We start from the raw sequence: 22552 nt of genomic DNA, 5'->3' as shown, positions 1-22552 counted from the left end.
ATGTCCTCAATTGTAATTGCAGGATATGCACTATTTTGTATAATCGTCTTCTTCCTTGTAAATCGTCTTTTACGAAAGAAAAAAACGAAAATGGGAGAAGAACAAGTCCCAGCCGTAAGTAAAATAGAAGTAAGTAAAGTTGAAACAGAAGAGAAAGAAATTGAACGAAAGCAAGAATCGGAAATTTCTAATGTAGTTGAGTTAGAAACAGGAAAGCAAGAAGAAGTAAAACAAGAAAAAGAAGTGCCGAAAAAACAAATGTCTATGCCTGTAGAGAATGTGAACGTAAAAGCAGTTGTAGCTGTATTAATTCTCGGTATGTTCGTTTCTATTTTAAACCAAACAATCATTAACGTTGCATTACCTCCGTTAATGAATGAATTTAATGTATCAACTTCAACAGCACAATGGTTAATTACAGGCTTCATGCTTGTAAATGGTATTTTAGTACCGATTAGTGCCTTTTTAGTTTCACGATTTACGTATCGTAAATTATTCGTAGCAGCAATGTTATTCTTCACGGTAGGATCTATCATTTGTGCTACTTCAGGAAACTTTACAATGATGATGACAGGTCGCGTAATTCAAGCAGTTGGTGCGGGTATTTTAATGCCGGTTGGTATGAATATCTTTATGACGTTATTCCCGCCTCATAAACGCGGAGCGGCGATGGGATTACTAGGTGTAGCGATGATTTTAGCGCCAGCTATCGGACCAACTGTAACAGGTTGGGTGATTGAAAACTATAGCTGGAACTTAATGTTCTATGCGATGTTTATTATTGGTTTAATTATTACGTTCCTATCTTTAAAATTCTTTACACTAGCTCAGCCAGTGTCTAAAACGAAATTAGATATATTCGGTGTGGTTAGTTCAAGTATTGGACTAGGAAGCTTATTGTACGGATTTAGTGAAGCTGGAAATAATAGTTGGACTAGTGCAGAAGTCATTATTTCACTTGTTATCGGTGTAATTGGTTTAGCGTTATTTATTTGGAGAGAGTTAACAACGGACAATAAAATGCTTGATTTACAAGTATTTAAATATCCAGTATTTACTTTTACTTTAGTAATTAACGCAATCGTTACGATGGCATTATTCGGAGGTATGTTATTGCTTCCAGTATATCTGCAAAACATTCGTGGCTTTACGCCAATTGAATCTGGTTTACTACTTCTTCCAGGATCATTAATTATGGGGATCATGGGACCAGTAGCGGGTAAATTATTCGATAAATATGGCATTCGTCCATTAGCGATAATTGGATTGGCAATTACGACGTATGCGACATATGAATTTACAAAATTATCGATGGATACACCGTATAGCGTTATTATGACGGATTATATTATACGTTCAATTGGTATGTCATTCATTATGATGCCAATTATGACAGCTGGTATGAACGCGCTACCGATGAAATTAATTTCTCACGGTACAGCAACGCAAAATACGTCAAGACAAGTAGCTGGTTCAATCGGAACAGCGATTTTAATCACACTTATGACGCAACAAACGACTGCTCACGTAGCAGATTACGGCAACATGTTAACAACATCAAACCCAATTTTAGTTGATAAAGTACACGGCATGGGTCAAAGCTTAGCGGCCTTAGCTGGATCAGCTCAAGCAGGAGACGCGATGAGCACACAACTATTATATGGACAAATTTCAAAGCTATCTGCAATTAACGGTATTAACGATGCCTTCTTAATTGCAACGATACTTGCAGGGATTGCTTGGGTGTTATCGTTCTTCTTACCATCAGGCAATAAACCAAATAGAAAAGCAGGGAATTAATTTCCCTGCTTTTTTGCCTTTTTAAAGAGTGAGATATAAAAAATGATAACCAGTTACGGAGCACAGCCCTGTTATAAACAAAATTGTCCCCATAGAACAAATACTCGATATTTGCCTGCCGCTTATAATAGCTAATAGTCCAGCTAAAGAGAAGAAGCACCAATATAAAGTTCCCGAAATTGGAACCATCCCCTCTAAATCTATTCCAGAACCTATACAAACAATAGGAACAACGATGAGTAATATGCTAGTGAAACCAGCTATAATGGTAAGTAATTTACGATGTTTCATGCCAGCAATAATTAAAAAAATACCAACGATAAATACGCATAACATTAAAGTAAGAGCTAAAATCATCCAAGTTAATATTCCAAACACTTCTGTATTACCTCCGATTTGTAGGTTGCTAAAAAATATTATATATAGAATGAATCACCTACAGACATGAGCTCCCAGAAGATAACACCTAATATTCCAATGGTAAAAATAATGAATCCCATATTACGTATACTTTTAATTTTGGCTTGTACTCCACTTACCCCTGCTAATAATCCAGTTAAAGAAAATAGGGTCCAGTAAAGAGCAGTTGGAATCGGGAAAATTGTATCGATATGAATCCCTACACTTAAAAGAACAAAAGGTAGTGTGACAAAGGATAGGCTAAGTAGCCCCATTAAACCAACGAGTAATTTCCGATATTTAATCCCTGTTACTATTAAAAAAATACCACCAGCAATCCCGCATAGTAAGAGAAGTGGCGTGAAAAGCATCCAAATAATACTGAACATATGTAAACTCCTTTATGTGAATTAAGTTATATTTTACTACATGAGGTTTATTTTGGATATTATTAATGAGTATATATAAATTGAAGGAAATGGGTAATAACGATACGGATTATCAAAAACGCTAACCGCAGAAGAGTTTGAAGTTATGATAAAAGAGTAAAGAGAGGTATCGCGATGATACCTCTTTTTAACTCAAGAATGCCAACATGTTATTCATAATATGAAATAACATAGCTGGAATAATGGACTTTGTTTTTTTACATAAAATGGCCATTAATAATCCCATAAAGAAAGTAATTACCATTACCCCAAGTGAGTATGTATGAGCGATACCGAAGAAGAAACTTGTTACGATGGCTGCAATCCAAAATGGAAAGCGTTCTGAGAAGAAGCGAAGTATAAAACCACGGAAAATAAGTTCTTCAAAAATGGGTGTGAGTATTGCAAAGCTGAGAAGTAATAATATTTGATATTGCTTAAAGACGTCTAAGCTTAGTGCGGAAGATTGCTGCTTTGTTGCGTCTTGGAACACATAATTTAACAAGATGTAATTGAGTATGATGTTGATAACGAAGAAAAGAAGTAAGTATACGTATGTGCGCCATTCTTTCAGTGTTTTAAAGTTAAAAGATTTTAGTAGTAATTTTTTTGCGGGTTCGAATTTAAAAATGAAGAATAACAATACAGCTAGTTGTAATACGGTACTTGCAGTATTTGCAATAGATTCATACAGGGCAACTTGTTTTTTATCTGTAAGACCTGCTGTATAAATTGTTAATGGCATTGCGAGGAACACAGTAATAAGTCCAGTTCCAAAAAAGGCGAATAAAACAGAGCTAATAAATTGTCCCCATGACATCGAGTGTTTTTGTTCATTAGAAAGCTGTGTAGCGGGTTGCATTTGTAAAATCACCTCTTTTATATTTGTATATTTAATTATAAAGTAAAATGTTTTTGAATGTAACATTTAAATATTACATATAAAGTGAAACTTTAATCATTGGGGAGGTTCATCCCCCACTGATTATCAGCCCTCACCAATCGGGCTTTTACGGGCAGTTGATTCTCCACCTAACTTCCTCGTCTTTGCTGAATTTCGAGGTGGGGGTCTTACTGCCCGTTAATGCGGGATAAAGGTTTATTTTCCATAAAATAATAAAAGAGGTATCACCCTGTAGTGATGCCTCTTTCTCATTGATAACTATGTTTTGTCTTGTTATTCAATTTTGCTTGCTCTATTTGCAATTCACGCTCTACCAATCGATCTAATTGCTGAATAGCTTTAAGTGCTTTTTCATAAGAAATCGTTCTATAATGATGAGCTCCGCCTGGTTCTTCATCTGCTTCGTCTGCCCATTTAATAATGTTTTGAAGAGATGTTCTTTCAATTTCTTGTTCTACTAAGAAAGAATCTGTATGAAGAAGAATTGCGATAGAAATTTCTTTTGCTAGTTTTGGATGTTCTCCTAATCTAATAAGCAATTTATGTGCTCTTTCAGCACCTTTAATTGCATGGATATCATTCTTTTTATATAAGTCATAGTCCCATTCGCCGCCTGTATACCACGTATGATGTCCGATATCATGAAGGAAACCGGCTTTTGTCGCAGCATCGACTGAGGCGTGATGCTTTTTGGCTAGGTGAAACGCATGGTAAGCGACAGCGATCGCGTGGACCATTCCAGAACGGTTTACGTATTTTTGTGTAATGTGATGTTTAAAAACTTGTTCAAGCGTAATACGGTGCATAAAACATTCACTCCTTTTATCTAATGATGTATACGAAGAAAAATCGATCGGTTTAAATGTATTTTGAACATTGTACTCCATCATAGTTCGTTAGTAAAGTAGAAATGTTTAGGAGAAGAAAAGTTTTTTTCGTAAAAAAATCACCTTAGCTTATGCGAAGGTGATTTTCAAATTGCTTATTTTTTTAATCCTTGCTCTAGTGTTTCTAACATTTCGTGCTTTTCATTTTCATCAGCGTTTTTCCAAATGACTTCAAATAAAACGCCAAGACCTGGAAGCATTTTTTCTTCACCGCTTTGAATTGCATCGACAATTGTTTCTTGTAATTGATCTTGTGAATTACCAGATACATTCGCTAATACGGCACCGCGTAAATTAAAACTCATTGCTTTCACCTCTTCTTCAGAATTGAAACTGACGTTAGTTTTTGTTCTTTTTTATGTAAATATGTATGAAAAATAGGCTATAATGATAAGACAAGAAGAGAGGGAAATACATATTATGAAAAACATTGATTCAGTACAAAATCCGCGTGTAAAGCAGTGGAAAAAACTGCAAACGAAAAAAGAACGCGATAAAAAAGGTTTATTTTTTGTAGAAGGATTTCACTTAGTCGAGGAAGCTCTGAAGGCAGGAATTGTAACAGAACTTATCGTTTCAGATCAGACAGACCTTCCGAAAGATTGGACAGTTAATGATGTGGAAATGTATATCGTGCCTGAGGCGATTGTAAAAATACTTCGTGAAACAGAAACGACGCAAGGTGTATTTGCTGTTTGTGAGAAGCATGAGAAAGAAGTAGCTCTTACTGATGGGAAATTCCTTTTATTAGATGGCCTGCAAGACCCAGGTAATTTAGGAACAATTATTCGTACAGCTGATGCAGCTGGTATTCACGCCGTTGTGCTTGGAGAAGGTTGTGTTGATGTTTACAATAGTAAAGTACTCCGCTCTACACAAGGTTCTATTTTCCACTTGCCAATTGTAAAAGGGAACTTAGAAGAATGGGTAGACAAGTTAAAAGAAAATAACGTTCCTGTATATGGAACAGCTCTTGAAAATGGAGTTCCGTATGGTGAAGTAACTCCAACCGGAAGTTTTGCATTAATTGTTGGAAATGAAGGAAATGGCGTACGCCAAGAAATTCTTGCAAAAACGGATCAAAACTTGTATATTCCGATTTACGGTAGGGCAGAATCATTAAATGTTGCGGTTGCAGCAGGGATTTTAACGTATTATTTGCAAAGCCCGGTTGCGAACAAATAAAAAACTTCTTATAATAAGTTGAAGTACATTATATTAAAAGTTAAATAACGAAAAACGTTGATAGAGAAGAGTAGCTTACAAAATCGCCATATAGGGAGAGAATGCCGTAGACTGAAAGCATTCTTATGGTAGACGGAAGTGAATTCACCTCTGGAGTTGACGCCAGGACCATGTATATGTAAAGGCGTTCCGGTCAGAATTGATCGTTATAACTAATGAGTGGGCAGACTTGTTCTGTCAATTTAGGGTGGTACCGCGAATTTACCTCGTCCCTTTTTGGGAGCGAGGTTTTTTTATTTTTAAAATTAGGAGGGTTCCAAAATGGAAGCACGTTTAAAAGAGCTAAAGCAAAAAGCGTTAGAGCTTATTGAAGAAGCGAAAGAGCTAAAGGGCTTAAACGATGTACGCGTAGCGTATTTAGGAAAAAAAGGTCCAATTACAGAAGTATTACGCGGCATGGGAAAATTATCAGCAGAAGAGCGTCCACGTATGGGAGCATTAGTAAATGAAGTACGTGAAGCGATTCAAACGCGTCTAGAAGACAAAATTGGTAACTTAGAAAAAGCAGTAATTGAAGCGAAATTGGCTACGGAAACAATTGATGTTACATTACCAGGTCGTCCTGTTGAAACAGGTTGTCACCATCCGTTAACAGCTGTTGTTGAACAAATTGAAGATGTATTCATCGGTATGGGTTATGAAGTAGCTGAAGGAACAGAAGTAGAAAAAGACTACTACAACTTCGAAGCACTAAACTTACCGAAAGATCACCCAGCACGTGACATGCAAGATACATTCTACATTACAGAAGAAACGTTACTACGTACACATACATCTTCTGTGCAAGCACGTACGATGGAAAATAATAAAGAAAAAGGCCCAATCAAAATTATCTGTCCTGGTAAAGTGTATCGCCGCGATGATGATGATGCGACGCATTCACATCAGTTCATGCAAATTGAAGGTCTTGTAATTGATAAAAACATTCGTATGAGTGACTTAAAAGGTACACTGCAAGTATTCGTGAAAAAGATGTTCGGTGAAGATCGTGAAATCCGTCTTCGTCCAAGTTTCTTCCCATTCACAGAGCCATCTGTAGAGATGGATATTTCTTGTATGATGTGTCATGGCAAAGGTTGCGGCACTTGTAAAGGAACTGGCTGGATTGAAATTTTAGGCGCAGGTATGGTTCACCCGAACGTACTTGAAATGGCTGGTTATGATTCAAAAGAATATCAAGGTTTCGCATTCGGTATGGGCGCAGAGCGTATCGCAATGTTGAAATACGGCGTAGATGACATTCGTCATTTCTATACAAATGATGTACGTTTCTTACAACAATTCAAACGAGCGTAAGGGAAGGAGAGGATAAATATGTTCGTATCATATCGTTGGTTACAAGAGTATGTAGATATTAAAGATGTAACAGCACAAGAACTAGCAGACAAAATCACGAAAAGTGGTATTGAAGTAGAAGGCGTTGAAGTATTAAATAAAGGTGTAAAAGGTGTTGTAGTTGGTCACGTATTAGAATGTGAAAAACACCCAGAAGCTGATAAATTAAGCAAATGCTTAATCGATATCGGTGAAGAAGAGCCAGTTCAAATTATTTGTGGAGCTGCTAATATTGCAAAAGGTTTAAAAGTACCAGTTGCAAAAGTTGGTGCTGTACTTCCTGGTAACTTCAAAATTAAAAAAGCAAAACTACGTGGTGAAGCTTCTCACGGTATGGTTTGTGCTCTTCAAGAGCTTGGCATTGATGGAAAGTTAGTTTCAAAAGAATATGCAGATGGTATCTTCATCTTCCCAAGTGACGCTGAAGTTGGTGCAGATGCACTTGAAATTTTAAACTTACACGATGAAGTACTTGAGCTTGGTTTAACACCAAACCGTGCAGATTGCTTAAACATGTTAGGTGTTGCATATGAAGTGGCTGCTATTTACGGGCGAGAAGTAAAACTTCCAGCTATCGAATTACAAGAAACAGCAGAAAAAACTTCTAATTATATTTCTGTAAATGTAGAAGCGAAAGAAGAAAACCCATTATACATTGCAAAAATGGTTAAAAACGTAAAGATTGGTCCATCACCAATGTGGATGCAAACTCGCCTTATGGCAGCTGGCATTCGTCCAATTAGCAACGTAGTTGATATTACAAACTACATTTTAATGGAATACGGTCAACCGTTACATGCATTCGATTACGATAAATTAGGTTCAAAAGAAATCGTTGTTCGTCTTGCAAAAGAAGGCGAAAAAATTGAAACGTTAGATGATCAAGAGCGTACATTACAAAGCCACCACCTTGTAATTACAAACGGAACAAAAGCTTTAGCTGTTGCTGGTGTAATGGGCGGAGCGGATTCTGAAGTTACAAATGAGACAGTAAACGTTCTAATTGAGTCTGCATACTTTGCAGGTCAAACAGTGCGTCGTACATCAAAAGACTTAGGTCTTCGTAGTGAATCAAGTGCACGTTTCGAAAAAGGAATCGACCCAACACGTACATTTGAAGCAATTCAACACGCAGCTGCTTTAATGGCGAAATATGCTGGCGGTGAAGCGCTTGAAGGTGTAGTAGAAGCTGACAACTTACAAGTACAAGAGCGTACAGTATCTGTTACTGCTGAAAAAGTAAACCGTGTATTAGGTACAAATATTTCTGCGAGTGAGATGGGTACAATGTTCACAAACTTGAAATTCCCATTCACAGAAGTAGAAGGAACATTCCATGTAAATGTACCAGCACGTCGTCCTGATATTACAATTTCCGAAGACTTAGTAGAAGAAGTGGGCCGTCTATACGGTTATGACCACATTCCAGTTACATTACCTTCTGGAACGATGACTCGTGGTAAATTAACATCAGCACAAACGAAACGTCGTAAAGTACGTCGCTTCTTAGAGGGTGCTGGTTTATATGAAGCAATTACGTATTCATTAACAAGCGCTGACAAAGCGAAACAATACATGGTTGAGCCAAACGAAAAAGCACCTGTAAACCTTGCGCTTCCAATGAGCGAAGAGCGTAGCCAACTTCGTTTAAGCTTAGTGCCGCAATTGCTAGAAGCAGTTTCATACAATGTTGCTCGTAAAAACGACAGCGTTGCTTTATACGAAGTAGGTTCTATCTTCTTACCAACAGAAGCAGGAGAACTTCCGAAAGAAGAACAACACCTTGCAGGTGTTATGACAGGTCTTGCTCTTCACCATGCATGGCAAGGTGAGAAGAAAGTAGTAGACTTCTTCGTTATGAAAGGTGTACTAGAAGGACTATTCGATGTACTTGGCGTTTCAAACCAAATCACATATGCACCAGCAAAACGTGAAGGTATGCATCCAGGCCGTACAGCTGATATCGTATTAGATGGCGAAGTAATTGGTTTCATCGGTCAATTGCACCCAGAAGCAGAAAAACAATTAGATGTGAAAAATACATTCGTATTTGAACTATCTCTTGTAAAAGTATTCGGTGCAGACGCTGAAGAAACTTACTACTCATCAATTCCACGTTTCCCATCTATGACACGTGACATGGCTGTTGTGGTAACAAAAGAAACAAAAGCTGGTGAAATGAAGCAAGTCATTGCTGAAGCTGGCGGAGAACTTCTGAAAGACGTAACACTATTCGACTTATACGAAGGTGAAAAAATGGAAGAAGGCAAGAAATCACTTGCATTCTCTATGACTTACTTCGATGCAGAACGTACGTTAACAGATGAAGAAGTAACAGAAGCGCATAACCGTGTATTAACAACGGTAGAAGAGAAATTTGGTGCGGAGTTACGTAAGTAATTAGAAAATTGCCGGATTCATTCCGGCAATTTTTTTTATTGCACAATCGTCGAAAGATGTCGGTAAGTCGATATATTACAAAAATCGCTTATATATTTTCTGGCATCTTGCATCTTTCTCTCGAATGTAGTACATTAATTTTAGTTTAACAAAATGAAAGACGATGATAAGGAAAAGTAGTATATACTATAATCCAAAGCGAGTCAGGGGCGGTGAGAGCCTGATGAGGCGGTATATGTGAAGAACACCTTGGAGTTGCTAACCGAAATTGAATTTTGTATTCAAGAGTAGACTTAGACGGGAATCCGGCCTGTTACAAACCGGGAAGTATGTATTACATACGAGTTAAAGTTGGTCTTTATGACAAATTGGGTGGTACCGCGAAGTTTAACCTTTCGTCCCTTTATGGATGAAAGGTTTTTTTGTATTTAAATATATCAGCAAAGGAGAATTTTACTATGGAAAACACATTAGTAAAAAGTCTGTATAGAGATACAGAAAAGTATGCAGGTCAAACAGTACAAGTATCAGGGTGGATTCGTAACTTACGTGATTCAAAAGCATTTGGTTTCATCGAATTAAACGACGGTAGCTTCTTCAAAAGCGTTCAAATCGTTTTCGATACAGAATTAGAGAACTTTAAAGAAATTGCAAAGCTTCCACTTAGCTCTTCAGTGAAAGTAGAAGGTAAAGTAATTGCAACGCCTGGGGCGAAGCAACCATTTGAAATTAAAGCAGAAAAAATTGATATCGAGGGCTTATCAGATTCTGATTACCCACTTCAAAAGAAGCGTCATACGTTTGAATACTTACGTACAATCGCTCACTTACGTCCAAGAACAAATGCATTCTCTGCAACGTTCCGCGTACGTTCTATCGCAGCATTTGCGATTCACCAGTTCTTCCAAGAGCGTGGATTTGTACATGTTCACACACCAATCATCACTGGTAGTGATACAGAAGGTGCTGGCGAAATGTTCCGCGTAACAACACAAGATTTAAACAACGTACCAAAAGGTGAAGACGGACAAGTTGATGAATCAAAAGACTTCTTCGGTAAAGAAACAAACTTAACAGTAAGTGGACAGCTGAACGCTGAAGCGTATGCATTAGCATTCCGTGATGTATATACATTCGGACCTACATTCCGTGCGGAAAACTCAAACACAACTCGCCACGCTGCTGAGTTCTGGATGGTTGAGCCTGAGATTGCATTCGCTGAGTTAGGCGATGTAATGGATCTTACAGAAGATATGCTGAAATATGCAATGAAATATGTATTAGAGCATGCACCAGAAGAAATGGACTTCTTCAACAGTTTCGTTGATAAAACAGTTCTAGAGCGTATGAACAACGTGATTAACTCTGACTTCGGTCGCATCACATATACAGAAGCAATTAAAGTACTTCAAGAATCAGGTGCTGACTTCAAATACCCAGTAGAATGGGGTATTGACTTACAAACAGAGCATGAAAGATACTTATCAGAAGAGATCTTCAAACGCCCTGTATTCGTAACTGACTACCCGAAAGACATTAAAGCGTTCTACATGCGTATGAATGAAGATGGAAAAACAGTAGCTGCTACTGACCTTCTAGTTCCTGGCATCGGCGAATTAATCGGCGGAAGTCAACGTGAAGAAAGAATGGACGTTTTAGTAGACAGAATTAAAGAATTAGGTATGAACGAAGAGGACTACTGGTGGTACTTAGAACTTAGAAAATACGGCGGTACAAAACACGCTGGATTCGGTCTAGGTTTCGAGCGCTTCCTAATGTACATCACTGGTATGGCTAACATCCGTGACGTAATTCCATTCCCAAGAACTCCAGGTTCTTCTGAGTTCTAAAATGTGAAAAAAGCGAGAGGATTTCCTCTCGCTTTTTATTTTGCATAGTTTATTACCCTGTAGCAAAAAGTAACGCGAAGGGGTGAATATAAATGAGTAAAAAAGTAAAAAAAGATCATTCAAGATCGGGCCTAGGTTCTCCAGAAGTAGAAGGACAAGGAACGACGACACATGAAACAGGTTCTCATAAAGTACCTTCATCTAATAAGAAGCAGAAACGAAGCTAATATAACAAAGGAGAGTCTTAAGGGCTCTCCTTTGTTATGTGTTACATCATATTATCGTTAATTTCTTTTGTAATCTTATTTATGTCTTTGTCTAATCGATCGAAATAGAAAAACCAAAGTAAACTTATGAATACGTAATAGATGGCCATAACGCTAAGGCTATCAGATATGTTTTCGAATGTGGATTTAGTAGTGAAGAAAGTGCCCCAAACAGTAGAAATAATGAAGTAAGAAAGTGGACCTACGAGGTGTATGAAAACATATAATAATTTTTTAACTTTCACAGCGTCCATATGAATTCCCTCCTTATGTAAACAATCCTTTTCTTCTAATCATGAATTCAAATTCCTCACAGAAGTGTTGTAGCTTGTTGTGCATCGTGTTTCACGATAAATTTTCGAATCCGAAAATTTAATAGGAATGATCTACCATATCTTTCGATTAAATTTTGGAACTCCTGTTGCTCACTTAATAGTTGGATATTCTCCCTAATTTTGAATTGTCTTTCATGGGATTACCTAGTAAGATGTTTAGAATCATTTATAGAAATAGTAATAGGAATTATCTTCTTTAATTTTAATAATATGTATAATTATGTTGTGACATAATTACAAGGACAATAGTAGGGTGAAACAAAAAACAGGAGTTTGTAGGCTCCTGTTTTTGTCGATACTATTTTAATAAGCGAAACGCCTTCTCTGTATTAGCAAAATGCAGTTTCACAAACTCAGGTAATCGTTCTTTACCAAGCTTTTGAATTAATTTAGCAGCGGCGATATCAACTTGTTTACCAGCACCTTTTGGAAGTGGCATACCAGCTTTTTTACTTAGTTCGTCAAACTGTTTTACGAATGAGTAGCGAGCTAAAATAGAAGCAGCGGCTACTGCTAAATGGACGCTTTCACCTTTCGTAGCGAAATAAACATTTTCACGCTGTACCTGTTTTTGTTTTGCTAAATATTTATAGTATGTATCAGGTTGTGTGAATTGATCGATTAAGACGCCTTCAGGTTTTGTAGGTGCCATTTTAGCTAATAAGTTTGTAATAGCTTTATTGTGTAGTAAAGCTTTTAACTTACCTTGGTTGTTTCCTTTATCAAATAGCTCGTTATATTTTTCATTATGAAGGACAAGGGAGCTGTAAGGAACAACGTGTAGAAGTTGTTTCGCAATGGCAGTAATTTGATCGTCATTTAAGTTTTTAGAGTCTTTTACACCAAGTTCTTTTAGTAGTGGAATTTGCTTTGCATCCACATATACAGCAACGACTGTCATCGGTCCAAAGAAATCTCCCGTACCAACTTCATCAGACCCTACAATAGACATTGTACCGATGGAAGCGGGCGGCGCATAACGATGGGAATCGACAGATTTTTTTACAGCTGTTTTCGGTGTTTGAGAGACAGTTTGCCAACGAGAAGCTTCTGCTTCAGCGCGGCCTCCTTGGAACATTACTTTTCCAGATTTATACGCTGTAATTGTGCAAGATGGTACCTTTGCCATGAAGATTCCGCCTTGTGGAATTTTTGGGCTAAGCGAATGTTTATATTGTTGTTTCATGTCTTCAATTACTGTAGAATTTGTTTGAATTACGATAGAATTTGACATAATGGTCGCCCCTTTTTTTATATTGTTATTTTTATCATATCGGATTGTTCTTTCTGTTTCCATATTATGAAGGTTCATGGTATGATAAACTTTAGGATTCTGTACGTGATTGGAGGCCGGTGAGTTGTCACAACAAAAGGGAAAGAAAAGTCGAATTAATGTAGAAATCTATGGTCAGCAATATTCAGTTGTTGGCGATGAAAGTACAAGTCATATCCGCATGGTAGCAGCGATTGTGGATGATAAAATGCGCGAACTCAATGCCAAGAATCCTTCGCTTGACACGAGTAGACTAGCGGTATTGACGGCGGTAAACGTCATACACGATTACATAAAATTAAAAGAAGAACATGAGAAATTGAAAGAAAGTATGACAAAAAAAGGAATGGAATAACATGATTGATATTATTATCATTTTACTGCTTGTTATGGGATTTTTCCTCGGCTTACGCAGAGGGTTTATTCTGCAACTTGTAAAGTTAACAAGCTTTATTATCGCATACCTTGTTGCATACTGGTACTGTAAAGATTTAGCGCCAGCACTTGCGAAATTTATTCCGTATCCATTTGATAAAAACGTATCTGTTCCAGAATGGATTGATGCAAATAATATTGAGACAGTATTTTATCAAGCGCTTGCGTTTATCATATTGTTTATTATCACTAAAATTGCACTTTCATTACTTGGTAATTTGTTAAATATGTTTGCAGAAATACCGGTTTTAAAGCAAGTAAATGCGTTTGCGGGGGCAATCCTCGGATTTTTAGAAGTATATATTATTTTGTTTGTCTTAATTATCATTGGAAATATTCTTCCGATTGAACAAGTACAAACACCATTACAAAAATCATCAATTAGCAAAATAATTGTAGACGATACACCGATTCTATCTGAAAAGGTGAAGGAACTATGGCAGACAGGTAGCAGAGTATAACTTCTCTTTTTTCGGAAAGAGAAGTTTTTTTCTATGAAAGAAAGGCGGGGCAATGATGAAAGTAAATAAAAAACAAGTTATCAAATTATTAGAGACAATCGGGCTTTTTATGGAACTAAAGGGTGCGAATCCATTTAAAATATCTGCATTTCGTAAAGCGGCAGCAGCATTAGAAAGTGACGATCGTAGTCTTTCTGAAATTGAAGATTTCACAAAGATTCCAGGAATCGGAAAAGGAACAGCAGCCGTTATTCAAGAATATATAGAATCGGGAACATCTGAAGTATTGCAAGAACTTGAGAAAGAAGTACCAAGTAGCTTATTGCCGTTATTAAAACTACCAGGACTTGGTGGTAAAAAGGTGGCTAAGTTATATAAAGAACTTGGTGTTGTTGATATGGAATCGCTAAAAGCTGTTTGTGAGGAAAATAAAGTACAGGCTTTAGCAGGTTTCGGTAAGAAGACAGAAGAGAAAATATTAGAAGCAATCGATCAAGTAGGCTCTCGTCCAGAGCGTTTACCAATTGCGAAGGTATTGCCTATTGCCGGGGAAATAGAGGAGAAATTGTCGAATATTGCTGAAGTAATTCGTTTCTCTCGCGCTGGTAGCTTACGCCGTGTTCGTGAGACAGTGAAAGATTTAGATTTTATCATTGCAACGACAGAACCAGCAGCGGTACGTGAGCATTTACTACAATTCGATAACATGATTGAAGTAATCGCGAGTGGAGATACGAAAGTTTCTGTCCGTCTTCAATATGAATATGATATTTCAATTGATTTTCGTTTAGTAAAACCAGAAGAGTTTATTACAACTCTTCACCATTTCACAGGATCAAAGGACCATAACGTAAAAATGCGTCAAATCGCAAAAGATAAAGGCGAGAAAATTAGTGAGTACGGTGTAGAGAACTTGGAAACAGGTGAAGTGAAAACATTTGAGACTGAAGAAGACTTCTTCGCTCATTTCGGTCTGCCATTTATTCCGCCAGAAGTGCGTGAAGATGGAAAAGAAATTGAATTAATTAAAGAGTATCCAAACTTAATTCAGTTTTCCGATATACAAGGTGATTTACATATGCATACAACTTGGAGTGACGGTGCTTTTTCTATTGAAGAAATGGTACAAGCGTGCCGTGCTCGTGGATACAAGTTTATGGCGATTACTGATCACTCGCAATACTTGAAAGTAGCGAATGGTTTAACGAAAGAGCGTCTTCGTGAGCAAGCGAAAGAAATTGAACGTATGAATGAAAAGTATCCAGACATTACAATTTTACGCGGAATTGAAATGGACATTTTACCAGATGCCTCGCTTGATTTTGATGATGAAGTATTAGAAGAATTAGACTATGTCATTGGAGCGATTCACTCTAGCTTCTCACAAGACCGTGAAACGATTATGAAACGTCTGCGTACTGCACTTGAGAATAAACATGTCACAATGATTGCCCATCCGACAGGACGTCTTCTCGGGCGCCGTGAGGGTTATGATGTAGATACAGATTTATTAATTGAACTCGCAAAAGAGACAAATACAGTTTTAGAATTAAATGCGAATCCGAACCGTCTAGATTTAAGCGCGAAATTATTAAAACAAGCACAAGATGCTGGTGTAAAAGTAGCGATTAATACGGATGCTCATACACTTGAAATGTTAGAAGATATGGAAACAGGTGTAGCTGCAGCACGTAAAGGTTGGATTCAAAAAGATAACGTGATTAACACATGGGATATTGAACGTTTATTAGACTATATTAAACGTAATAAGTAACACAAGGGGGACCTGCAACATGTTAGAAAGAACGTTGCGTGTATTAGAATACAATAAAGTAAAAGAACAATTACTTGAACATACAGCCTCTTCACTTGGCCGTGATAAAGTGAAGAATTTAGTGCCGAGCACTGATTTTGAAGAAATTGTAGAAATGCAAGATACAACGGATGAAGCAGCGAAAGTCATTCGTTTAAAAGGTAGTGCACCATTAGGTGGCATTACGGATATTCGCTCAAATGTGAAGCGTGCAAAGATTGGAAGTATGTTAAGCCCTAATGAACTACTTGATATTGCGAATACGATGTATGGTAGTCGTAATATGAAACGTTTCATTGAAGATATGGCTGATAACGGTGTCGAGCTTCCGATTTTAGAAACTCACGTCGCTCAAATTGTATCTTTATATGATTTAGAAAAGAAAATTACAAATTGCATCGGTGATGGCGGTGAAGTAGTCGATAGCGCGAGTGATAAACTGCGTGGTATTCGTACTCAAATTCGTACTGCGGAAAGCCGTATTCGTGAAAAGTTAGAAAATATGACGCGTTCTTCAAACGCACAAAAGATGCTGTCTGACTCGATTGTAACGATTCGTAACGAACGTTACGTAATCCCAGTAAAGCAAGAATACCGCGGCGTATATGGCGGTATTGTTCACGATCAATCTGCTTCTGGACAAACGTTATTTATTGAACCACAAGTAATTGTAGAATTAAATAATGCACTACAAGAAGCACGAGTGAAAGAAAAACAAGAAATTGAACGCATCTTATTAATGTTAACAGAAGAAGTGGCAGCAGAAGCCGATATCGTTTTATCAAACGTAGAAGTAGTTGCAAATCTTGATTTCATCTTTGCGAAAGCTTTTTATGCGAAACGAATTAAAGCAACGAAACCAATTGTAAATAACGAGCGTTATATGGATTTAAGACAAGCTCGTCATCCGCTAATCGATCCAGAAATTATTGTGCCAAATAACATTATGCTAGGTAAAGATTTCACAACAATTGTTATTACAGGACCGAATACAGGTGGTAAAACAGTTACGCTGAAAACAGTTGGTATTTGTGTATTAATGGCGCAATCTGGTCTTCACATTCCAGTAATGGATGAGTCAGAGATTTGTGTATTTAAAAATATCTTTGCTGATATCGGTGATGAGCAGTCGATTGAACAAAGCTTAAGTACGTTCTCCTCACATATGGTGAACATTGTAGATATTTTAGAAAAAGCTGATTTTGAAAGCTTAGTTTTATTTGATGAATTAGGTGCTGGAACAGACCCGCAAGAAGGTGCTGCACTAGCAATTTCGATTTTAGATGAGGTATGTAACCGCGGTGCTCGCGTTGTTGCTACGACGCATTACCCAGAATTAAAAGCGTACGGATATAACCGTGAGCAAGTTATTAATGCGAGTGTTGAGTTTGATGTAAATACATTAAGTCCAACTTATAAGTTATTAATCGGTGTACCAGGTCGCAGTAACGCCTTTGAAATTTCGAAGCGCCTTGGATTATCTGATCGCGTTATTGACCAAGCACGTAACCACATTAGTACAGATACAAATAAAATTGAAAATATGATTGCGAAGTTAGAAGAAAGCCAGAAGAACGCAGAGCGTGACTGGAACGAAGCAGAGGCACTTCGCAAACAATCTGAGAAACTTCATCGTGAGTTGCAACGTCAAATTATTGAGTTTAACGATGAGCGTGATGAAAAATTATTAAAAGCGCAAAAAGAAGGGGAAGAAAAAGTCGAAGCTGCGAAGAAAGAAGCAGAAGGTATTATTCAAGAACTTCGTCAATTGCGTAAAGCACAGCTTGTAAATGTGAAAGACCATGAGCTTATTGAAGCGAAGAGCCGTCTAGAAGGAACAGCGCCAGAGCTTGTGAAGAAACAAAAAGTAAACGTGAAAAACACTGCGCCGAAACAACAGTTACGCGCAGGTGATGAAGTAAAAGTATTAACGTTCGGTCAAAAGGGTCAATTACTTGAAAAAGTAAGTGATACAGAGTGGAGCGTACAAATCGGTATTCTGAAGATGAAAGTAAAAGAATCTAACATGGAATACATTAACACACCGAAGCAAACAGAGAAAAAAGCAGTCGCAAGTGTGAAGGGTAGAGATTACCACGTTTCATTGGAACTTGATCTTCGCGGTGAACGTTATGAAGATGCAATGATGCGCGTTGAAAAATATTTAGACGATGCCCAGCTTGCAAGTTATCCTCGTGTATCAATCATTCACGGTAAAGGAACAGGAGCGCTTCGCCAAGGTGTACAAGATTACTTGAAGAAGCATCGCGGCGTGAAGAATTACCGTTACGGTGACATGGGCGAGGGAGGCCTAGGCGTAACAGTTGTCGAATTAAAATAGCAAACAACGAAACAAAGGGGAAACCATTATATGTTTATGGACAAACTTGCAAAAGTATTGTTAGCTTGTTGTGGAATATTTTTGGTGATTGGGGTTATTTATTTAGTTGTTTTTGCGAAGTGAAAAAGCGTCAATCGTGGCATAATGATATTGCCATAGATTGACGTTTTTATTATATATGAAAAGGAATAAAACATGAAAATCAACCAATACATAAGCGAAGCAAAATCATGCTCAAGACGTGAAACAGACCGCCTTATTAAAGCTGGACGCGTGGCTATTAATGGCGAAATATGTACGCACGGTGCACTTGTGAGCGATGGTGATGTTGTAACGATTGATGGACAGGTTATTGCGAAAGAAGAGAAAGAAAAGGTGTATATCGCATTCCATAAACCAGTCGGAATTACTTGTACAGCAGCTGATCATATTGAAGATAATATTATTGATTATATCAATTACCCAGAGCGAATCTTTCCAGTTGGGCGATTAGATAAAGCATCAGAAGGACTTATTTTATTAACGAATGATGGCGCGATTGCCAATCAAATTTTACACGGTGATCACGAACACGAGAAAGAATATGTTGTCACAGTCGATAAACCTTTTACGGACTGGTTTATTGATGAGATGTCCAGCGGTGTAAAGATTAAAGATGGTATGACGAAGCCGTGCAAAGTGACGAGAGTCGATCAATCAACATTTCGTATCGTTTTAACGCAAGGAATGAACAGGCAAATTCGTAGAATGAGTCGTGCTTTCGGATTTACTGTAATAAAGCTAAAGCGAGTGCGCATTATGAATATAGAGCTAAATGAGCTTGGAGTAGGAAAATGGCGGAACATTGCAACTGAGGAATTAGAGATATTAAGAGGGCAGTTATAGGGAGGAAAAATTTTCTCCCTATATTTTTTTGTCAGAAAAAATAAAACTATTGATTTTTTAAAAAATAGCCCATATAATAAAAAACAACAAGTTTCGACAAGATATTTTATAAAAGTAATGATGAGGACATGAGTTGTATTTTACGATTCTCAGAGAGGGGAGCCTTAGGCTGTGAGCTTCCTAATACGAAAAGACAAGCTTACCACCTCTAAACTTCAAGAGTGAACTGCATACATGATGCATTGTAATTCTTGACGGATAAAACCGTTATCAATTTACACGAGCTATAAAATGAGCTTATTTTGCTATAAATTCATTTTATTAGAATAAGGGTGGAACCACGATTTCAACACTCGTCCCTTTGTTAGGGACGGGTGTTTTTTGCGTTCTTTTACGGGGAAGTATGCTTGAAAGAGGATATGTGACGGATTTAAAATCAGAATATTTTGTCAATTAATTATTTTAGGAGGTTAGTAGAAATGAAATCATCTTTAAAGTTTTCAGAGATGTTTGCAATAAGTTTAATGTTATTTGCACTGTTTTTTGGTGCAGGCAATATGATTTTTCCACCAGCGTTAGGGCAAGGTGCTGGAACGGACGTATGGATCGCGCTGTTTGGTTTTATCGTAACAGGGGTTGGACTACCTTTATTAGGAGTAATTGTTATAGCTTTAAAGGGAGATATTAATGAGCTAGCAGGACGTGTACATCCTATATTCGCACTTGTTTTTATCACTGCAATTTATTTATGTTTAGGCGTATTCGTAAGTGTGCCGCGTACAGGAACAGTAGCTTATGAGATGAGTGTTGCACCGTTTTTACCAAGTGAGATAGCTGGTCAGTCATATCCACTTGTTATCTTTACACTTATTTTCTTTGCAGTCACTTTCTATTTAGCTTTAAATCCTTCGAAATTAGTGGGGCGTATTGGTAAAGTACTAACTCCAATATTATTAGCAGTTATTGCAATTATCGTAGGTAAAGCACTTATTACACCAATTGGAGAATTTGGTGCACCGACAGAAGCGTATAGTGCTCCTCTCTTCAAAGGATTTATTGATGGATATTTAACTTTAGATGGACTTGCAGCACTTGTTTTCGGAAATGTTGTAATTCATGCGTTAAAAGAAAAAGGCATTACAAATAAAAATAGTATTGCAAAAGTAACAATCTTTGCAGGATTTATTGCAGCACTTGGTTTACTACTTGTATATTTAGCGCTTGCGTATCTTGGAGCTTCTAGTGTATCGCTTGGAATGGGCGCAAACGGAGGAATTATTTTAACAAATGTCGTGAATCATTTATTTGGTAGCTACGGAACTTTATTACTAGGGATCGCAATTACAGCAGCATGTTTAACAACTTCTGTAGGTATTGTTGCAGCTTGTGGTGATTACTTCTCTTCCTTATTACCAAAGCTTTCTTATCAAAAAGTCGTTTTTATTTTCTGTGTATTAGCATTTATGGTAGCAAACCTTGGGTTAACTCAGTTAAATGCATTAGCATTACCAATCTTAATCGCCATTTATCCAATTGGAATCGTACTTATCGTATTATCACTTGTTGAAAACTACGTTCGTCTTCCATTAGCGATGTATGTGGGCGGGATTGTAGGAGCATTTGCAATAAGTTTCTTTGATGGGTTACACAATGCAAACCTTCAAATTGCAGCGCTAGCACCTATTTTAGATAAGATTCCATTATATAGTGTAGGAATTGGTTGGTTAGTTCCAGGCATAATCGGTATAGGATTTGGTTATATAGTTTCTAAGTTTCAAAAACAGGAAATTGCTGTAGAAAAATAGAGAAAAGAGGCTTTCTATAATAGAAAGTCTCTTTTTTTGTAGAAAAAGCCACATATAGAGAAATTCAGATATTAAAAATTTTATACGTAATATAGTTGACAAAAAATTTATGAGTAGGCTAAGATTGACTTAGTTGTGGAAATATTGGAAGGGAAGTGAGGGAAAAGGGTTTTCTATAACTAAAGTGTTGTTAGGGGGAAGAGGTGAAAGAAGAGGAGAAGAGATAGTTTATTTTTTTTGATTTATATTGAGAATGATAATCAATAAATAAGTTTTGAAATTTTTTCTCAGTTTCTATGCCTTCATATAAGGAATAGGGTGAGATATTATTTTTAACATTCAATGAGAATGATAATCAATAATGCTTATATTACATAAAAGAATGCTAATTAAATAATAGGTAGAAGAGATTATTTTTTTTCTTATAAATTGAGAATAATTATCATTTTCAAAAAGTGAAGTGAAAGATAACAAAGGAGGAAACAAGAAAAATGAAAAAGGTTTCTGTATTACCCGCTTTTATTATAACGTTCGTATGTATGCTAGCTTTTCTTGTAATGCCATACGGGAATGCTTCAGCAAAACTAGCTGATGGTACTTACGATATTAATTACGTAATTCAAAAAGCGGAAAATGATTCAGCTTCAATGGCAAATGACTATTTTGAAAAGCCAGCAAAATTAATAGTGAAAAACGGTGAGATGAGAGTACAAGTTCCGATGAATCATAGTGCTTGGATTACAGAATTTAAAGCACCAGAGAACGGGAATTTTGTTGATGCGAAAGTTGTTAGTAAAGATGAATCGGCAGATAAAAGAACAGTAGAGTTTAAAGTAGATGATTTATCCAAACCAGCAGCTGTAAAAATTCATGTTGTTGTACCAAATGCAAACTATGACCACCACTACATAATTCGTTTTGCTTTTGATGCAAATGTAAAAGCTGTAGGTGGCGATAACGGCGTAGCTGCTACAACAAAAAATAATGATCAAGCGAAAACAGATACACAAGTAAAAGAAGAGAAAACAAAAGTAGAGAGTAAGGAAACAGCTAAAGAAGCGAACAAAGAAACAAAAAATGAAAATGGAAAAGCTGAAAAAACAGATAACCCAAAAACAGGCGATGAAGCACGTATTGGATTGTTTACAGCGTTAATTCTTATTTCAGGTGCTTTCTTAATTCGTAAAGTGAAATTGAGTAAATAAATCTTTTGAAGGGTGATGAATATATGTTTAAACAATTTAAAATGATTATTGCCGTATTTGCTGTTTTATTTACGTTTATCGCAACACTAGGTTTACAAGATGCAAAGGCTGCTACAAAACTAGCTGATGGAAAATATAATATTGCTTTTACTGTATGGAAAGGCGATAAAGATGAATCGTCTAGAATGAATAGTTATTTTGAAAGCCCAGCAACATTAACAGTTAAAAATGGAAAACAATATGTTTCATTTAAAGTGAAAGATAGTGCTTCTATTAAAAGTTTCCAAGTAGAAAAAGATGGTCAATTTGTAGAAACAACCGTGTTAAGTGAAAACAAAAAAGATAATACTAGAGTTGTAGAATTTGAAGTTGCTGACTTGTCAAAAAAACTAAATGGCAAGGTGAAAATTAATATTCCAATTATTAATTATAATGCTTCGTATGATATTCGCTTTGTATTTGATGGGAACAGTATTAAATAATTT

At 36.8% G+C, this 22552-nt stretch carries 21 protein-coding genes, 1 pseudogene and 3 other annotated features; of the genes and pseudogenes, 14 read left to right on the top strand and 8 right to left on the bottom strand.

The genetic code is table 11. The features are described 5' to 3' along the window. Complete coding sequence (locus tag AC1Q51_RS10065; protein WP_000095293.1) at nt 1–1800, top strand: DHA2 family efflux MFS transporter permease subunit; 1800 nt, start codon at nt 1–3, stop codon at nt 1798–1800. A 21-nt stretch (nt 1801–1821) separates the two neighbouring features. Here the strand turns inward: AC1Q51_RS10065 and AC1Q51_RS10060 are convergent, their stop codons facing one another. The 5 genes from AC1Q51_RS10060 to sspI all read right to left on the bottom strand — a co-directional run bounded on the left by AC1Q51_RS10060 (nt 1822) and on the right by sspI (nt 4723). After that, entirely contained in the window at nt 1822–2178 is a 357-nt protein-coding gene (locus AC1Q51_RS10060) for an ammonia permease (RefSeq protein WP_090976939.1), read from the bottom strand. Nucleotides 2179–2216: 38 nt separating this feature from the next. Continuing rightward, the gene (locus AC1Q51_RS10055) at nt 2217–2588 is read right to left on the bottom strand and encodes a hypothetical protein (protein WP_000491395.1); all 372 of its coding nucleotides are present in this window, start codon (nt 2586–2588) and stop codon (nt 2217–2219) included. 187 nt (nt 2589–2775) lie between these two features. Continuing rightward, nucleotides 2776–3489, bottom strand: a complete 714-nt coding sequence (locus AC1Q51_RS10050) for a CPBP family intramembrane glutamic endopeptidase (protein WP_001182112.1) — start codon at nt 3487–3489, stop codon at nt 2776–2778. Between the two features lie 290 nt (nt 3490–3779). Further along, a complete protein-coding gene (locus AC1Q51_RS10045; RefSeq protein WP_090976943.1) occupies nt 3780–4337 on the bottom strand; it encodes an HD domain-containing protein in 558 nt (185 codons plus the stop codon). Nucleotides 4338–4513: 176 nt separating this feature from the next. Then, nucleotides 4514–4723: a small acid-soluble spore protein SspI gene (gene sspI / locus AC1Q51_RS10040; protein WP_000009509.1), complete on the bottom strand. Its 210-nt coding sequence runs from the start codon at nt 4721–4723 to the stop codon at nt 4514–4516. 82 nt (nt 4724–4805) lie between these two features. Between sspI and AC1Q51_RS10035 the strand changes: the two genes are divergently transcribed. The 5 genes from AC1Q51_RS10035 to AC1Q51_RS10015 all read left to right on the top strand — a co-directional run bounded on the left by AC1Q51_RS10035 (nt 4806) and on the right by AC1Q51_RS10015 (nt 11475). Beyond that, nucleotides 4806–5603: a TrmH family RNA methyltransferase gene (locus AC1Q51_RS10035; RefSeq protein WP_492331484.1), complete on the top strand. Its 798-nt coding sequence runs from the start codon at nt 4806–4808 to the stop codon at nt 5601–5603. 48 nt (nt 5604–5651) lie between these two features. After that, nucleotides 5652–5880: a binding site (T-box leader), on the top strand. A gap of 44 nt (nt 5881–5924) precedes the next feature. After that, the gene (gene pheS, locus AC1Q51_RS10030; RefSeq protein ID WP_000388220.1) at nt 5925–6959 is read left to right on the top strand and encodes a phenylalanine--tRNA ligase subunit alpha; all 1035 of its coding nucleotides are present in this window, start codon (nt 5925–5927) and stop codon (nt 6957–6959) included. Between the two features lie 18 nt (nt 6960–6977). Then, the gene (gene pheT, locus AC1Q51_RS10025) at nt 6978–9398 is read left to right on the top strand and encodes a phenylalanine--tRNA ligase subunit beta (RefSeq protein ID WP_097821754.1); all 2421 of its coding nucleotides are present in this window, start codon (nt 6978–6980) and stop codon (nt 9396–9398) included. Between the two features lie 154 nt (nt 9399–9552). Beyond that, nucleotides 9553–9804: a binding site (T-box leader), on the top strand. Nucleotides 9805–9856: 52 nt separating this feature from the next. Further along, a complete protein-coding gene (gene asnS / locus AC1Q51_RS10020; protein ID WP_000432189.1) occupies nt 9857–11248 on the top strand; it encodes an asparagine--tRNA ligase in 1392 nt (463 codons plus the stop codon). A gap of 92 nt (nt 11249–11340) precedes the next feature. Further along, a complete protein-coding gene (locus AC1Q51_RS10015; RefSeq protein WP_000039588.1) occupies nt 11341–11475 on the top strand; it encodes a YuzL family protein in 135 nt (44 codons plus the stop codon). A 41-nt stretch (nt 11476–11516) separates the two neighbouring features. Here AC1Q51_RS10015 and AC1Q51_RS10010 read toward each other — a convergent pair whose 3' ends face one another. The 3 genes and pseudogenes from AC1Q51_RS10010 to rnhC all read right to left on the bottom strand — a co-directional run bounded on the left by AC1Q51_RS10010 (nt 11517) and on the right by rnhC (nt 13083). Then, the gene (locus tag AC1Q51_RS10010; RefSeq protein ID WP_000340262.1) at nt 11517–11768 is read right to left on the bottom strand and encodes a hypothetical protein; all 252 of its coding nucleotides are present in this window, start codon (nt 11766–11768) and stop codon (nt 11517–11519) included. A gap of 13 nt (nt 11769–11781) precedes the next feature. Continuing rightward, nucleotides 11782–12015: pseudogene (locus tag AC1Q51_RS10005) on the bottom strand (hypothetical protein). A 132-nt stretch (nt 12016–12147) separates the two neighbouring features. Then, complete coding sequence (gene rnhC, locus AC1Q51_RS10000) at nt 12148–13083, bottom strand: ribonuclease HIII (protein ID WP_053563578.1); 936 nt, start codon at nt 13081–13083, stop codon at nt 12148–12150. A gap of 124 nt (nt 13084–13207) precedes the next feature. Between rnhC and zapA the strand changes: the two genes are divergently transcribed. From zapA to isdX1, 8 genes are all read left to right on the top strand, one after another. Further along, entirely contained in the window at nt 13208–13477 is a 270-nt protein-coding gene (gene zapA, locus AC1Q51_RS09995) for a cell division protein ZapA (protein ID WP_000082701.1), read from the top strand. Between the two features lies 1 nt (nt 13478). Next, the gene (locus AC1Q51_RS09990) at nt 13479–14018 is read left to right on the top strand and encodes a CvpA family protein (RefSeq protein ID WP_000565409.1); all 540 of its coding nucleotides are present in this window, start codon (nt 13479–13481) and stop codon (nt 14016–14018) included. 55 nt (nt 14019–14073) lie between these two features. Then, the gene (polX, locus tag AC1Q51_RS09985; protein ID WP_492331483.1) at nt 14074–15792 is read left to right on the top strand and encodes a DNA polymerase/3'-5' exonuclease PolX; all 1719 of its coding nucleotides are present in this window, start codon (nt 14074–14076) and stop codon (nt 15790–15792) included. A 19-nt stretch (nt 15793–15811) separates the two neighbouring features. Further along, the gene (locus AC1Q51_RS09980) at nt 15812–18172 is read left to right on the top strand and encodes an endonuclease MutS2 (RefSeq protein ID WP_492331482.1); all 2361 of its coding nucleotides are present in this window, start codon (nt 15812–15814) and stop codon (nt 18170–18172) included. Between the two features lie 195 nt (nt 18173–18367). Then, nucleotides 18368–19057, top strand: coding sequence for a 23S rRNA pseudouridine(2604) synthase RluF (locus tag AC1Q51_RS09975; protein ID WP_090976956.1), 690 nt, complete (start codon nt 18368–18370; stop codon nt 19055–19057). A gap of 108 nt (nt 19058–19165) precedes the next feature. Next, nucleotides 19166–19421 (top strand) — a binding site (T-box leader). Between the two features lie 115 nt (nt 19422–19536). Beyond that, entirely contained in the window at nt 19537–20862 is a 1326-nt protein-coding gene (gene brnQ6 / locus AC1Q51_RS09970) for a branched-chain amino acid transport system II carrier protein BrnQ6 (protein WP_000842650.1), read from the top strand. A gap of 491 nt (nt 20863–21353) precedes the next feature. Then, on the top strand, nt 21354–22067 hold the full coding sequence (isdC, locus tag AC1Q51_RS09965) for a heme uptake protein IsdC (RefSeq protein WP_492331481.1): 714 nt from the start codon (nt 21354–21356) through the stop codon (nt 22065–22067). 23 nt (nt 22068–22090) lie between these two features. Next, nucleotides 22091–22549, top strand: coding sequence for an NEAT domain-containing hemophore IsdX1 (gene isdX1, locus AC1Q51_RS09960; RefSeq protein ID WP_000476164.1), 459 nt, complete (start codon nt 22091–22093; stop codon nt 22547–22549). The last annotated feature ends 3 nt before the right edge of the window (nt 22550–22552 follow it).

Source organism: Bacillus sp. MT94, from assembly GCF_058792475.1.
This window is presented reverse-complemented; position numbering and strand designations above follow the sequence as displayed.

What these genes read in the sequence shown, in the direction of transcription:
- AC1Q51_RS10065 (WP_000095293.1), top strand. Translation starts at nt 1, where the DNA reads ATGTCCTCAATTGTAATTGCAGGATATGCACTATTTTGTATAATCGTC.
- AC1Q51_RS10055 (WP_000491395.1), bottom strand. Translation starts at nt 2,588, where the DNA reads ATGTTCAGTATTATTTGGATGCTTTTCACGCCACTTCTCTTACTATGC.
- AC1Q51_RS10050 (WP_001182112.1), bottom strand. Translation starts at nt 3,489, where the DNA reads ATGCAACCCGCTACACAGCTTTCTAATGAACAAAAACACTCGATGTCA.
- AC1Q51_RS10045 (WP_090976943.1), bottom strand. Translation starts at nt 4,337, where the DNA reads ATGCACCGTATTACGCTTGAACAAGTTTTTAAACATCACATTACACAA.
- sspI (WP_000009509.1), bottom strand. Translation starts at nt 4,723, where the DNA reads ATGAGTTTTAATTTACGCGGTGCCGTATTAGCGAATGTATCTGGTAAT.
- AC1Q51_RS10035 (WP_492331484.1), top strand. Translation starts at nt 4,806, where the DNA reads ATGATAAGACAAGAAGAGAGGGAAATACATATTATGAAAAACATTGAT.
- pheS (WP_000388220.1), top strand. Translation starts at nt 5,925, where the DNA reads ATGGAAGCACGTTTAAAAGAGCTAAAGCAAAAAGCGTTAGAGCTTATT.
- pheT (WP_097821754.1), top strand. Translation starts at nt 6,978, where the DNA reads ATGTTCGTATCATATCGTTGGTTACAAGAGTATGTAGATATTAAAGAT.
- asnS (WP_000432189.1), top strand. Translation starts at nt 9,857, where the DNA reads ATGGAAAACACATTAGTAAAAAGTCTGTATAGAGATACAGAAAAGTAT.
- AC1Q51_RS10015 (WP_000039588.1), top strand. Translation starts at nt 11,341, where the DNA reads ATGAGTAAAAAAGTAAAAAAAGATCATTCAAGATCGGGCCTAGGTTCT.
- AC1Q51_RS10010 (WP_000340262.1), bottom strand. Translation starts at nt 11,768, where the DNA reads ATGGACGCTGTGAAAGTTAAAAAATTATTATATGTTTTCATACACCTC.
- rnhC (WP_053563578.1), bottom strand. Translation starts at nt 13,083, where the DNA reads ATGTCAAATTCTATCGTAATTCAAACAAATTCTACAGTAATTGAAGAC.
- AC1Q51_RS09990 (WP_000565409.1), top strand. Translation starts at nt 13,479, where the DNA reads ATGATTGATATTATTATCATTTTACTGCTTGTTATGGGATTTTTCCTC.
- polX (WP_492331483.1), top strand. Translation starts at nt 14,074, where the DNA reads ATGAAAGTAAATAAAAAACAAGTTATCAAATTATTAGAGACAATCGGG.
- AC1Q51_RS09980 (WP_492331482.1), top strand. Translation starts at nt 15,812, where the DNA reads ATGTTAGAAAGAACGTTGCGTGTATTAGAATACAATAAAGTAAAAGAA.
- AC1Q51_RS09975 (WP_090976956.1), top strand. Translation starts at nt 18,368, where the DNA reads ATGAAAATCAACCAATACATAAGCGAAGCAAAATCATGCTCAAGACGT.
- brnQ6 (WP_000842650.1), top strand. Translation starts at nt 19,537, where the DNA reads ATGAAATCATCTTTAAAGTTTTCAGAGATGTTTGCAATAAGTTTAATG.
- isdC (WP_492331481.1), top strand. Translation starts at nt 21,354, where the DNA reads ATGAAAAAGGTTTCTGTATTACCCGCTTTTATTATAACGTTCGTATGT.
- isdX1 (WP_000476164.1), top strand. Translation starts at nt 22,091, where the DNA reads ATGTTTAAACAATTTAAAATGATTATTGCCGTATTTGCTGTTTTATTT.